13 protein-coding genes and 2 pseudogenes are annotated in these 13248 nt (G+C 34.7%); 6 read left to right on the top strand and 9 right to left on the bottom strand.

The annotated features are described in order from the left end of the window. Nucleotides 1-49: 49 nt before the first annotated feature. On the bottom strand, nucleotides 50-421 hold the full coding sequence (locus MLD65_RS12275) for a DnaJ family domain-containing protein (RefSeq protein WP_243292161.1): 372 nt from the start codon (nucleotides 419-421) through the stop codon (nucleotides 50-52). A 71-nt stretch (nucleotides 422-492) separates the two neighbouring features. On the opposite strand from MLD65_RS12275, the gene MLD65_RS12270 reads away from it, so the two are divergent. Further along, a complete protein-coding gene (locus tag MLD65_RS12270; protein WP_347709301.1) occupies nucleotides 493-654 on the top strand; it encodes a GerAB/ArcD/ProY family transporter in 162 nt (53 codons plus the stop codon). A gap of 321 nt (nucleotides 655-975) precedes the next feature. Next, entirely contained in the window at nucleotides 976-1308 is a 333-nt protein-coding gene (locus MLD65_RS12265) for a hypothetical protein (protein ID WP_243292160.1), read from the top strand. A gap of 97 nt (nucleotides 1309-1405) precedes the next feature. Here the strand turns inward: MLD65_RS12265 and MLD65_RS12260 are convergent, their stop codons facing one another. Continuing rightward, nucleotides 1406-2884, bottom strand: coding sequence for an AbgT family transporter (locus MLD65_RS12260; RefSeq protein ID WP_243292214.1), 1479 nt, complete (start codon nucleotides 2882-2884; stop codon nucleotides 1406-1408). A gap of 356 nt (nucleotides 2885-3240) precedes the next feature. On the opposite strand from MLD65_RS12260, the gene MLD65_RS12255 reads away from it, so the two are divergent. Next, nucleotides 3241-4428 carry a M20 family metallopeptidase gene (locus tag MLD65_RS12255; RefSeq protein ID WP_243292159.1) on the top strand — a complete coding sequence of 396 codons (1188 nt, stop codon included), beginning with the start codon at nucleotides 3241-3243 and terminating at the stop codon, nucleotides 4426-4428. A gap of 70 nt (nucleotides 4429-4498) precedes the next feature. After that, nucleotides 4499-6337 carry a helix-turn-helix domain-containing protein gene (locus MLD65_RS12250; RefSeq protein ID WP_243292158.1) on the top strand — a complete coding sequence of 613 codons (1839 nt, stop codon included), beginning with the start codon at nucleotides 4499-4501 and terminating at the stop codon, nucleotides 6335-6337. A 182-nt stretch (nucleotides 6338-6519) separates the two neighbouring features. Here MLD65_RS12250 and MLD65_RS12245 read toward each other — a convergent pair whose 3' ends face one another. The 4 genes and pseudogenes from MLD65_RS12245 to MLD65_RS12230 all read right to left on the bottom strand — a co-directional run bounded on the left by MLD65_RS12245 (nucleotide 6520) and on the right by MLD65_RS12230 (nucleotide 8501). After that, the gene (locus MLD65_RS12245) at nucleotides 6520-6927 is read right to left on the bottom strand and encodes a hypothetical protein (protein WP_243292157.1); all 408 of its coding nucleotides are present in this window, start codon (nucleotides 6925-6927) and stop codon (nucleotides 6520-6522) included. Then, nucleotides 6924-7371 (bottom strand): annotated as a pseudogene (locus MLD65_RS12240) (DUF4275 family protein). The gene MLD65_RS12245 and the pseudogene MLD65_RS12240 overlap by 4 nt, the downstream one beginning before the upstream one ends. 57 nt (nucleotides 7372-7428) lie before the next feature. Further along, nucleotides 7429-7878 carry a hypothetical protein gene (locus MLD65_RS12235; RefSeq protein WP_243292156.1) on the bottom strand — a complete coding sequence of 150 codons (450 nt, stop codon included), beginning with the start codon at nucleotides 7876-7878 and terminating at the stop codon, nucleotides 7429-7431. A 281-nt stretch (nucleotides 7879-8159) separates the two neighbouring features. After that, complete coding sequence (locus MLD65_RS12230; protein WP_243292155.1) at nucleotides 8160-8501, bottom strand: hypothetical protein; 342 nt, start codon at nucleotides 8499-8501, stop codon at nucleotides 8160-8162. A 191-nt stretch (nucleotides 8502-8692) separates the two neighbouring features. Here MLD65_RS12230 and MLD65_RS12225 point away from each other — a divergent pair, with 191 nt between their 5' ends. Beyond that, nucleotides 8693-11017 (top strand): TOTE conflict system archaeo-eukaryotic primase domain-containing protein, encoded by a 2325-nt coding sequence (locus MLD65_RS12225; protein ID WP_243292154.1) that lies wholly within the window; start codon nucleotides 8693-8695, stop codon nucleotides 11015-11017. A 170-nt stretch (nucleotides 11018-11187) separates the two neighbouring features. On the opposite strand, the gene MLD65_RS12220 is transcribed toward MLD65_RS12225, so the two are convergent. From MLD65_RS12220 to MLD65_RS12210, 3 genes are all read right to left on the bottom strand, one after another. Continuing rightward, nucleotides 11188-11280, bottom strand: a complete 93-nt coding sequence (locus MLD65_RS12220; protein ID WP_243292153.1) for a putative holin-like toxin — start codon at nucleotides 11278-11280, stop codon at nucleotides 11188-11190. 61 nt (nucleotides 11281-11341) lie between these two features. Beyond that, nucleotides 11342-11842: a GNAT family N-acetyltransferase gene (locus MLD65_RS12215; protein WP_243292152.1), complete on the bottom strand. Its 501-nt coding sequence runs from the start codon at nucleotides 11840-11842 to the stop codon at nucleotides 11342-11344. A 78-nt stretch (nucleotides 11843-11920) separates the two neighbouring features. Beyond that, nucleotides 11921-12445 (bottom strand): dihydrofolate reductase family protein, encoded by a 525-nt coding sequence (locus tag MLD65_RS12210; protein WP_243292151.1) that lies wholly within the window; start codon nucleotides 12443-12445, stop codon nucleotides 11921-11923. Nucleotides 12446-13067: 622 nt separating this feature from the next. On the opposite strand from MLD65_RS12210, the pseudogene MLD65_RS12205 reads away from it, so the two are divergent. Continuing rightward, nucleotides 13068-13248 (top strand): annotated as a pseudogene (locus tag MLD65_RS12205) (tyrosine recombinase XerS); the annotation flags it as partial.

Below are 13248 nucleotides of genomic sequence, written 5' to 3'. Positions count from 1 at the left end.
AGGAACGAGCTAGGAAAGCAAACGACATTTAGCGGGTTTGTAATGCTTTTTATGTTAATTTTTTATAAACCTTTTCTTTATAAAAGGCAGAAGCAGGTGAATGGAATGCCTTACGTTTTTGGATAAATTGTTCTAATTGCAATTGTTTCGCCGAAAGTTTCTCTTGTAGCTTTACTCTTTCTATTTCGTCGTAGCAATTTTTTAATAAATCTTCGATGCCCATTATTTCCTTCTTTATTTGTACATCCTCCTCCATCATCCCCGCGTTTTTTAAAAGTTTATATCCCATCCGAAGACTCTCTGGGACATGTGATAGATCATCAAGCTTTAGCGGTTTACCCATTCCTGATAATTGTTCAAATTCTCCATCCTTATACGCTCTTTTAATTTTATCTTCAGCGATTAAAGTAAAAAAATCCATTCCTCATCTCCCTTTGCTTTCGGATTTTTAGTACAGAACTCCTGTTTTCATTGTAACCTTTTTCGTTTTTTATACCAATCGGGAGTACGCCATTGTTTGCGTTGGGGGTTGAAGCCAAACAAGATGCGTGGCTTGCAATTCTTATCACGATCGCCCTTACTTTAGTGTGGCTATATACGGAAATCCAAACATATTTTAATTACTACACTTGGAAAGTGGTTAGTGGCACCTGACTTACGAAAATCCAGCCTCTTTGTTGTATGATTTTTATTAGCTTACGAAAGCTGTTTCTTTTGTTGGTAATTCTCCTTTAATCCAAATCTCTTCCATCCATTGTTTAGAAAGGGCCTTTACTTTTTCCTTGTAGATATACGGAAAACGTGTTGTGCCTCTTTTATTCTATTTCATCCATTTCTTTTTCTTTGCGACAATTCCTTAAAACAACAAACACTTATCAAACCTATTTAAAAAACGTTCTTTTGAAAATAACGCCTTAAAATTTTTTGTGTTAAAAAGAAAGGTATATAGTATAATTTGGAAATAGAGGTGATTTTATGGATAATTCGTTTGGAGATAACAGTAAACCGATTTTCTTAACTGCTATTTTATTTTTGACAGCGGCTATTTTTTTATTTCTTCCGAGAGAAGTTAAAGGAACAAATTTGTGGATTGCAGTTACGATTTACGCAATCATCGATATTGGTTTTTTAGTAGCTATGATTTGGGGGATAAGAACAAAAAGTAAAGCCATTGTAGTGTTTAGTGTGTTGGCGAACAGTGTACTCTTTATCGGTGTAACGATTTTTATTTTTCTTTTACTTGCTACAATTGGTATTGCAGGTCCATTTATTATACTAACTAAAAACACCGGGACAATCCCGGTGTAATTCTTTCGCATCAATTCCCTCATAGATCGAACACTTGTTTAGTTCTTTTAACAGATGTTCTTTTGAAAATATGTTATTCAATATTTCACACCCTCTTTTACTGTAAATGGATATATGCTCCAGGCCCTAAAGGAAGACCTAAGAAATACCAAACAATAAAGAATATGATCCATGAAATAGCAAAAAAGATTGAGTACGGAAGCATAACAGCAATTAATGAACCAAGCCCCATATTTTTATCATATTGTTTCGCCCAAGCTAGCAAAATCGCAAAATAAGCAAACATTGGTGTAATTGGGTTTGTAATCGAGTCTCCAATTCGATAGGCAAGCTGGGTAAATGCCGGATCATATCCTAATAACATAAACATCGGAACAAACACTGGACCGACAATCGCCCATTTTGCAGATGAACTTGCGATAAACATATTTAAAAATGCACTAAATATAATAAATCCAACAAGTAACGGTAATCCTGTTAAACCCAAACTTTTTAACGTATCAGCGCCTGAAACGGCCATGATAATCCCTAAATTACTCCAGCTGAAGTATGCAATAAACTGGGCGGCAAAGAAAGAGATGACCATATACATCCCCATCGTTCCTAGAGCTTTTGCCATTTTGTGTGCCATATCTTTGTCAGATCGTATTTCCTTTGTTACGATCCCATAAGCTAAAGCCGGGAACAAGAAAAGACCCATAATAATTGGAACAAGCGAGCTCATAAACGGAGAAATAATAATTCCTCCATCCTCCCCTCTTAACCAACCGTTTTCAGGAATAACCGTCAGCGCAATTAACGAAAGGAAAAGTAAAGTTGTGATCCCAGCCCATTTTAACCCTTTTAATTCAACACGTTTAAGCTTGTCCATCGACATTTTTCGTCCAGTATATTCAGGAAGTCTTGGTTCTACGACTTTTTCTGTTACCCATACTGCAAGTGGAACAAAAAATATACAAGACGCGGCCAAAAAGTACCAGTTCATAGCTGGATTTGTTACTACATTTGGATCAATAATTTCTGCGGCAGATTGCGTAAAGCCTGCAAGAAGGGCATCGAGCATATTGACAATTAGGTTCGCACTAAACCCTCCAGCTACTGATGCATAAGCGGCGACCATACCTGCAATGGGATGTCTACCAACACTCATGAACACTAATGCTGCAATAGGCGGTAAGACGATAAATCCCGCATCACCGGCCATATTTGCTAATAATCCAGCAAAAACGATTGAGACAGTAATAATTTTTTTAGGTGCACTTAAAACAAGCTTTCGTAGCAGCGCCGAGATTAGTCCGACACCTTCTGCTAATCCAACACCAATCATCGTCACAAGAACTAATCCTAATGGTGGAAACTCAGCAAAGTTATTCACCATATTCGTCATGATTTTTTGGAAGCCTTCTTTTGTTAATAAACTTACCGCTTGAACGGTTTCGTTTGTCGCAGGATTGACAACTTTAACACCTAAAAGTGAAGCAATATGAGAAACAATGATGATAATAATGGCAAATATAATAAACAATGTAACAGGATCCGGTAGCTTATTCCCTACTTTTTCAACGATGTCTAGCATTTTATTCAATAGATTTTTATTTTCAGATCGTTGGATGTTATATTCTCCTTTTTTGATTGGTGTCTGCACGTCTTTTCCCCCTTCTATTTTCTGAAAATTTTATATTTTCTTTTCATTATAAAGATTTAGACTTACAATACTATGTACAGGGAAACAATCTTTTATTTTTTTTATTGTGTTTATAAACAATTTGTATCTTTTGAATTGTTTTCAATAACAAGATGAACCTATACCTTTTATTGATTTATGTAGATACCAACAATTTAATCATTTATTTTTTGTTCACGCATACATAGATTCACCATTGATTAATAGTATAATTATTCTAAATATTAGTAATTGGGAGGGATTTCATAATGGAACAATTAGTAGAAAAAATAGATCGTAAATTAAATGATAAATTCAATGAGATGGTTGAATTACGTCGTTATTTTCATCAATATCCAGAGCTTTCTTTTGAGGAAAAAAACACTCCGATAAAAATTGCGAAATATTTAACAACCTTAGGAATCGAAGTGAAAACAGGGGTTGGTGGAAGTGGTGTAGTGGGTATTATTAGAGGTGGAAAGCCTGGTAAAACAGTAGCATTACGTGCTGATTTTGATGCCCTCGCGATCCAAGACGAAAAAGATGTTCCATATAAATCGAAAGTACCAGGTGTTATGCACGCTTGTGGTCACGATGCCCATACTGCTACTTTGCTTGGAGTTGCGAGCGTTTTACATGATATGAAGGATGACTTAGTAGGAAATGTTGTCCTCATTCATCAATTCGCGGAAGAACTAGCACCAGGTGGAGCAAAGCCAATGATTGAGGATGGTTGTCTTGACGGTGTTGATGCAATTTTTGGAACACACATTTGGTCTACGATGCCTGTTGGTGAAATCGGTTATCGAAGTGGTCCTACTATGGCCGCTGCTGACCGATTCGAGATTAAAATTCAAGGAAAAGGTGGACACGGAGCCTCCCCACATGAAACAGTGGATTCCGTAGCATTAGGGACAGCGCTCGTCCAACAGTTGCAACAAATCGTCAGCAGACGCATTGATCCACTTGAGCCTGCTGTTATTACGGTTGCCTACTTCCATGCAGGTAGTGCATTCAATGTAATTGCCGATTCGGCAACAATTGGAGGAACTGTTCGTACCTTTGATCCAGACGTTCAAAACTTTATTATTAATGAAATGGAAAGGATTACAAAATCTATCTGTGATGGAGGCGGAGCTTCCTATGAATTCGACTATAGTAAAGGATACCCAGCAGTTGTAAATCACGATGCAGAAACGAGTTTACTTGTAAAAAGTGCAGCAAAAATTGTAGGTAAGCACAACGTAAAAAAAATGAAACCGATGATGGGCGGCGAAGATTTCGCTTATTACCTACAAAAGGTTCCAGGCACATTCTTTTTCACTGGGGCAGGCAATTCTGAAATAGGAGCTGAATATCCACACCACCATCCTAAATTTAATATCGATGAAAAGTCGATGCTCATAGCAGGGAAAGTTTTACTAACAGCTACACTTGATTATTTAAATAAGAAATAACCTGATCGATTGGAGAACAACCGATTACCGTATTTAAACAGCAAGTATTTTTCTAACAAGGATGATTAAAATGAAAGAAGCATTAAGTCATAGACAACTAGAATCGTTAATTTATGTTTCGAACGTATTAAACAGTTCATTGGATATTGAAAAAATTATTGATTCTATAATGCAAGTTACGATATCGGTCATTGAGGCTGCTGATGGCGGTGTCCTCTTTTTATACGATGAAAAGAAAGGTAGTTTAGTTGCGGAATCCACAACTGGATTTGATCCGCTCATTGTGAATCAATTAGAGTTAAAGCCTGGTGAGTCGATGACAGGCCAAAGTTTTATCAAAAAAGAATGTCTTCTTTTTCGAAGTCAAAACGTTGTAAGAAAAATAACATCGACTTTAAGTCCAAAGAATTTAAAGCTTATGGAAGAATCAATTCCAAACTATCCATTTTCAACGATGTGTGCCCCGATTTTAATAAAAGATGAATGCATTGGCGTCATTACAATTGATGCATTTAATCAAGGGGAATTCACTGAAGAAGATATAAAGCTTGTAAAAGCAATTTCCCACCAAGCAGCCGTTGCGATTGAAAAGGCACGGTTATATAGAGAAAAAGAAACAACGGTAAAACAACTCGAACAACTAAATAACATGATTACAAAACAAAATCATATGTTATCCCGTTCAGTCGAAATTCATAACGATTTGGCAAACCTCGTCCTTCAAGGAAAAGAAATGAACGAAATTCTTCAGTACGTATACCGAAGAATTGATCATGACATTTTTCTATTTGATGATGTTGGCGAGCTTTTAGCGTCGGTATATAATTCTCCTTTTACAAAGGAAGATGTTGATAAAATTAGACATCTTGTTCTTACACCTATTCAATCAACGAAGAGTATCCGTGATATAAAATCGATTACGTTGGATAAAAAAGATTATGAGCTAATGATTTTTCCTATTGGTTCGAAGCCAGAATTGTATGGAATGCTTGCGGTTTTAACAAACAAAAAAATGGATGATGTTGATATGACGATCCTCGAACATGCCTGTACCGTCATATCACTCGAATTAGTGAAAAAACAAGCAATTTTTGATGCTAAGCAGAAAAGTAAAGGGGAGTTTGTAGGAGAGTTATTAAAAGGGAAAATAGATGAAGGGATTATGCAACAGGCGAAGAATTTAAAATTGGATCCGAAAAATCATTACCTCGTCATTTTAGCATCAATAGACGAACTTGATAGTGAACATATTGAACAAAAACTAAGTATTAAACGGCATCTTGTTCATATTGCCAACCGTGTTTTCACCACCTATTCGCGTGTCATTGCAACAAAAGATGATTTGATCATAATCATATTATCCTATTCAAAATTTGATAATAAATCGTTTCATCAGCATCAATTAAACAATGTCATTCAGCAATTTTTACAAGAAGTAAACGAAAGACAATGGGATATTGAATTAAAAATAGGTGTCGGTCGAGTAAAAGAAGGACTGCCCGCTATTTCTAAATCGGCACAGGAGGCTCAGAAAGCGTTGAAATTTATGAAAAGCTATTCACTATCCAAAAGTTTAATTCATTATTCTGAATTAGGTGTTCAACGCTTACTCTTACAAAATACTGAAGAAGAGCTTATCGATTACACAACAGAAACGTTAGGCCCTTTGCTTAAGTATGAGAGCGACCGAAAAGGAGAATTATTACAAACACTAAATTCATATTTTGAAAACAATCAAAATGTAAAAGAAACAGCAGAGGGCTTGCACATTCACGTCAATACCTTAAATTATCGTTTACGGAGAATTAAGGATATTCTTCAAATCGATTTTTCGGAAACTGAAGAATTTTTAAATCTTCACTTAGCTCTTCAGTTGTATTCTTATTTAAAAAATAAGATTTCATTGTGACGAGAAACAGAGGAAATGTTCATTTAAGGGCACTTCCTTTGTTTTTCTTAAAAAGATAATAGTATATTGAAGAAATGAACGCCCTCTTTCATCATAGAATTCCGCGTGGTAGCATCATCCCTACATTGGCCGTGAACCATATATTCATACAGACCTAATCAAAAAAGAGCCTTTAAACAAAGCTACTTCTTCAGCATTTTCACAAATTTAACTAAAACATAGAAGAAGACGATTAATGTTGAAACAAATGTTACGAATCTAGCGAACTCTACATATTCTCCATGCTGCACTTGAGTTGCTACGGTAGCAGACTTATAACCTATGTATGAGATAAAGCTGAACATTGTTAATCCAGCTAAAAATAAAAATGTTTTTACATTTTTCACTACTTTTGAGCCGTATTGAAAATGAATATACCCTACATATAGTAGCACCATGCAGATTGTAAAAATGACAAAGTTGTTAAATTCTTCTTTATTTATAATTGGTTCTTCACCGATCAATATCCACGTTATTCCATAAAAAAGCGAAATAACAAGGATGGCAAACAAGACTAAGCTATCAATTAAATAATACGCTTTTTTTCTCATGAGCATTCCCCATTAAAGTTATTCCCTTTTATTAATTCCTTTGAACAATAGTATGGACCACAATAAGGCTCATGTGTTTGAACATATGTCCATTTGAATTCCTTATCAACAATATAAACATCCTTTTCATTTAAAAAAATCTGCAGCAGAAATATTTTGTGGACGTTCTAGTATAAGCGCATCGTTCGAGTGTTGATAAAAAACAAAGCATTGATTCTTTTTTTCATTATGAAATACTTTTTTTGCCTCATCATTATGGAAACAAGCTACTTTTTCATAACTAAATATGTGCCACAAAAATTCATCTAAAAATATCGATTTCTTTTCAGAATCACTAATAGAACTTGCGAAATGATGTTCCCACTGTTTTCGTAAGTAAGTTCCCCACTTAGGAATTTCAGTTACTTTTCTTCTTTTTCTTCTTAAAATCTCTACTAAATCCATCTGAGCCTCCGATTGTTAGAAATTGTTATTACATTTAATTTTGATATATTGAAAACCTTAAGCAAAATTTTTGATAAAATCTTTAGCAATTTGATTGTGTGGCTCTTTTTCTAAAATTTGATTAGCTATGTTAAGAGCTTCTTCTTTTGTTATGGATTCATCTGGTAGATCAGGCACTTCATAAAAGAATAGCAACATCTCCTTATGACCAATATGCTCTGGATCTAACATTAACGCTTTCCTTGTATGGTATAAAGCGGATTTATACGCTCCACCGATATGACAAAAAGGATGACAGAGAAGACCACAAGCTAATGAATGTAATGCTTCACTTTCTTGTTCTATTAGTAGATGACATACGAAAGTATAAATGATTATATCTTCACTACATTCAAATGCTAATTCTATAAGCAATTCATTTAACTTTGAAACCTCCATCATTTTTGCCAGCTTACTAGCTTCAGCGAAATTAGCATTCAGAATATGGGATTTTAACAAGTGTTCCAAATTTTTAATAATAATCCACCTCATATATGGGATTGTATGTTATTTGATAACAGTCAAAAACATGCCGCTTACAACATTATACAAAAAATTTTCTGCCATAACACGAATTTCTAAAAATAAAAAACGCATTCCTTAGGAAGGCGTTTACCATACAATGAAGTCAAAAAACAAGTGAAAAGTCACTGTCGAGTTAAGCGTTGGATATCCGTTTCTACTTTAAACACACGTTTATTTAACACTTCTGTTTTATCATCAACATGTTCGACAATTTTTTCTGTGTATTACCCAAGACTCTCAATTAGGTTCTTTTGTAGTTGTTCTTGTCCATCTTGAAGCTCTAACACACGATCTTCTAGGCTTTCAATTCGTGTTTCCAGCACATCGAATCGAGATTCTATTCCGTCGAATCGATTTTCTAATCCATCAAATCGGGTTTCTATTCCGTCCATTCGACTTTCTAACCCATCAAACCGGGTTTCTATTCCGTCCATTCGACTTTCTAACCCATCAAACCGGGTCTCTAACCCTTCGAAACGTGTTTCAAATCCATCAAGGCGTTTGTTAATCGGTTCTAACTCTTCTTTTAATACCGATCGTAATAATTCTTTTAAATCACCGCTCAACAATACCCCTCCCCTCGATTTCTCCTTTTTCATTATATCACGAAATTTGGAGTACTAAAATTAACAAGAAAAGATCTTTTAGATCCACCATTCTCGCGACCTTCATTAATATCTCTAAACAAGTATCGTTTTACACTCCGAATCAAATGTTTTAAAATTACAGTTAAAATCAGCGTATTAGAGGTAATGTGATGGATATCCGAATTCAGTTACAAGCAGCCCTTCAAGAATGTGAACGTTTACGAAAAGAAAATGAATATTTAAAGAAAACGATTTCCAATATGATGCAAAGAAAAGAAAACAACCTTTCTTCCACTTTATCTCATGAATTGATTAATAATAAATCATCTTCCAATGAAAAAATACAATTATTCAAACGACTATTTAAAGGACGAATGGATGTTTATGCCGTTCGCTGGGAATCTAAAAATGGCCGAGCTGGCTACACACCTGCATGTGCTCATGAATGGCAAGCACCAATTTGCCAAAAACCTGAGATAAAATGCAGTGAATGTCAGCACCGAACATTGCTACCAATAACTGATCAAGTACTTTACGATCATTTAAGCGGAAAACATACAATTGGAATTTATCCGATACAAAAAGATGAAACGTGCTTTTTCCTTGCGATTGATTTTGACAAAAACAATTGGCAAGAAGATGTACTCGCATTTGTCCAAATATGTAAAGAGTTTTCCGTACCTTGTAATATTGAACGATCTAGATCTGGGAAAGGTGCTCACGTATGGATATTTTTCTCTGAAGCTGTCCCCGCTTCATTAGCTCGAAAAATGGGAATGACTTTGCTTTCGAAAACAATGGAAAAACGATACGAAATAGGATTAGATTCATTCGATCGATTATTTCCGAACCAGGATACTCTTCCAAAAGGCGGGTTTGGAAATTTAATTGCACTCCCACTGCAGAGAATACCAAGGTCAAATGGAAATAGTGTTTTCGTAGATGAAACCTTTACTCCCTATCCAGATCAATGGATGTTTATATCTTCAATTCAAACAATGACAACAAAAGAAATCCAGGATGTTATCCAACTGACTGAAGATGGAGAAATCACTGTAAATGAAGTGTATCCTAAAAAAGTGACCATTGAATTAAAAAACGGGCTTTTCATTAAGAAAGATGAGCTCTCCTCTACTTTATTAACAAAATTAACAAAATTGGCAACGATTTCGAACCCTGAATTTTATAAAGCGGAAAAAAATCGCATGTCTACTTATGGAATTCCTAAAGTAATTAATTGCTCTTCGGATCAAGATGGCTATTTAGTCTTACCACGTGGTTGTTTAGAAGAGGTAATCAATTTATTGTCTTCTTTATCGATAGAATACGATTTCATTGATAACCAATACGAGGGACAACAAATCAAGGTTGAATTTAATGGTCAGTTAACTGCTCAGCAACACGAAGCCTTATCACAGTTAGTAGAACATCATACAGGAGTACTTTCTGCAACGACCGGGTTTGGTAAAACCGTAACTGCGGCTGCTCTTATTGCAAATCGAAACATTAATACGTTAATCATTGTAAATCGGACACAGCTAATAGAGCAGTGGGTGAATCAATTATCAACGTTTCTAAATATCCCCATAAAAGAAATTGGACAAATCGGTGGCGGGAAGAAGAAAATTACAGGAAATATAGACGTAACAACGATTCAAAGCTTAAATTATAAAGGTCAGTTAAAATCATTTATTACACAATATGGTCAAATCATTGTCGATGAATGCCATCATGTATCTGCATATAGTTTTGAACAAGTATTAAAACAAGTCCGAGCTAAGTATGTATATGGTCTAACGGCTACACCGATTCGAAAAGATGGGTTACACCCTATTATCTACATGCAATGCGGTCCGATCCGCTATAAAGTGAACGCAAAAGCTCAAGCAAAGGTTCGGCCCTTTGTACATCGATTATTTACGAGGTATACGGATTTTCAATCTGATCAAGAAGATATTCAAAAACTATATAAAGAAATGGCTAACAACAAAAAACGGAACGAACAATTATTTGATGATGTTTTGTCTAATCTTGAAGAAGGGCGTTCTCCATTAATCTTAACAGAACGAATTGAACATATTAAAACCATTCAACAGATGTTTCAAGGATTTGCTAAAAATATTATCGTACTATCAGGAAATATGACGAAAAAGGAAAGGAAACAACAACTTGAAAGGCTAGCTACTATTCCTGATAGAACAGAGAGATTAGTAATTGCAACAGGCAAATATATTGGTGAAGGCTTTGACGATGCTCGGCTAGATACGCTTTTCTTAGCTATGCCAATATCATGGAAAGGAACCCTACAACAATACGTTGGTCGCATACACCGAAATCACGCCAACAAACAGGAAGTACGTGTTTATGATTATGTCGATAAAAAAATACCGCTGATGCAAAAGATGTTTGAAAAAAGATTAGTCGGTTACCGTGCAATGGGGTATTCAATAGATGAGAAAAACAGTTCCATTGAAGAACAGATGAAGTTATTTTAATTAATTTCACCAAAATAATCGATAATCTACCCCACAGATTCAAAGGTCCCTGTGGGGTATTATTTATTAAAAACGTTTTGCAAGACTAGGGTGCTTTAAGGATGTTTGTGAAGTTTAGAACCATTTCACAAATATTAAAATTAAAAAACAACACGCATGTTTCAGCGTGTTCAAGAATTTTTATCCTTATCTGTAAATCCTAGAATAGCGATTACAAGCATACCAAAACTAAGCATCAGAGATAAAGCTTCAAAGGTACTCATTGATAGTCGCCCCCTTATGTTCAGCCTTCCCTGATCCAAGTTTGTCCTATACATACGACATTCATAATAATTTAGACATATAATATTCATTATAAGGCCTTCCATCAATCATAAGTGAATTTCTCTTCGTTCCTTCAATTTCAAATCCACTTTTCTTATATAGAGCTAGTGCTGCGTCATTTTGGGTTACTACTGTGAGTTCTAATCGAGTAATATGATGATTTATTGCCCATTCTTCTAAACGTTGAAATAGTGCTGTTCCTATCCCTTGACCTCTGTATTCTTCTAAAATACCAATAACGAGATATACAGAGTGCTTAGTTCTTTTAACTTTTCCCCCGTTCGCAATCAAATAGCCTACTAACTTTCCTTCGTCTTGCTCGGCAATCAATATTGTTGAATTACTTTGCTGTGCAAGACGTTCTATCTGTATACGTTGTTGCTCAGGAGTCGTTTTTCTTTCTCCAGCTTCCATAAGCAAGAATTTAGCTTCAGATTCAACTTGCTTTATTAAATTTATAAAATTCTCTGCATCTTCTGCTTTTATCTCTCTGATTAACAAGAGAATCCCCCTTACCTTTTTCTGCAATTATTTCAAAATAAGAAACATTAATAGATAGAACCATTTTGAAGTATTTTATTATTTTTTTATTGCGTAATGTAATTCAACAAATTGGTTAAAAGTTCTAGTACCTTTTAACGAAAGGTCCAGTTGATAATCGCCTGCTTTAAATAGTGGAATTCCTTCTCCAATAATCTTTGGAGCAACTGTCAATATTAATTCATCAACGAGTTTTTCTTTTAAAAACGTATGTAATAAATCGCCACCGCCAACGATCCAAATATTTTTCCCTTCTGCATCTTTTAAGCTTTTTGTAAATCTAATGATGTCTCCGTTTACGAATTTAACATGTTCGGTATCCTGAATTGCTGACCTTGAAAAGACATAACACTCTTTATTACGGTATGGAAATTTTCCATTTTCATGCTTCATAATCCAGTCATATGTTCTCTTTCCAATTAAAATCGTATCAACCGTATCAATAAATTCAGAGTAACCATTATCTCCTTCACCCTCAACGTTAAATAACCAATCTAAAGAGTCTTCTTTTGTTGCAATATACCCGTCCAAACTTTGCGCTATAAACAATATTATTTTCCTCATCTGCTACCTCCATTTAAAAACCAGACCTTATTTATCTATCCTGCCTAATTGTTTAATACCAATTATTTAAAAATGGCGTTCTGACTCAATATTTTTTACTAGAAAAAACGCTTATTAATACGGATAAGCACCCGCTAGTTTAATATTTCTTTTGGAACATCCCATATAAAATAATGCTTTTAGTATTGTCTTGTTTCAATAGTGGTGGTTTCTTTATCTTTTTGAAATACAAGTCCTGAACCTATCTGTTCCTTAAATTCCCACCCTCTAGTTTTCATAAATTCTTTAGCCGAAAAAATCGCTGAAGTTGTATTCTCTTTATTAATAACCTTAATCATATACTATATTTTACTGATTATTTATGTCTATACTGCCTATAAAGCATCAGAATTAATGAAAGGGTATAAGGCTAAAGATATATATGATAAATATATTTATGTTAGTCTCCTGTTATTAATTGCTGTAACCATTTCTATTTTGTTAGTCCCGACATTTAAATATTTTTTAAAACGTTTATGCGTAAAATTTCCTATAATGTCATTTGTAAGTAAAAACCTTGATTCCATTTTTTACTTTTTCTACATACTAGCATTTATGAGAACGTCTACAACATGAGCAGCGATTGGAGCAACATTTAAAAGAAATGCCTTTTTATGTTGTGGAGTATGTACGGGCAAAAAAACGTGCCCATCTATCCCCTTCTACACTATTGGGCTATGTACATGACTTTAAAATCTTTTTTGAATGGCTGCAATCTGAAGGTATTGTACAAGTTGATAGCATAAAAGATATATCACTCGAAA

The sequence above is a fragment of the Bacillus sp. FJAT-47783 genome, assembly GCF_022808615.1.
In the GTDB taxonomy this organism is placed as follows: Bacteria; Bacillota; Bacilli; order Bacillales; family Aeribacillaceae; genus Bacillus_BZ.
The sequence above is the reverse complement of the archived record's forward strand: the minus strand, read 5'-3'. Positions and strand labels throughout refer to the sequence as shown.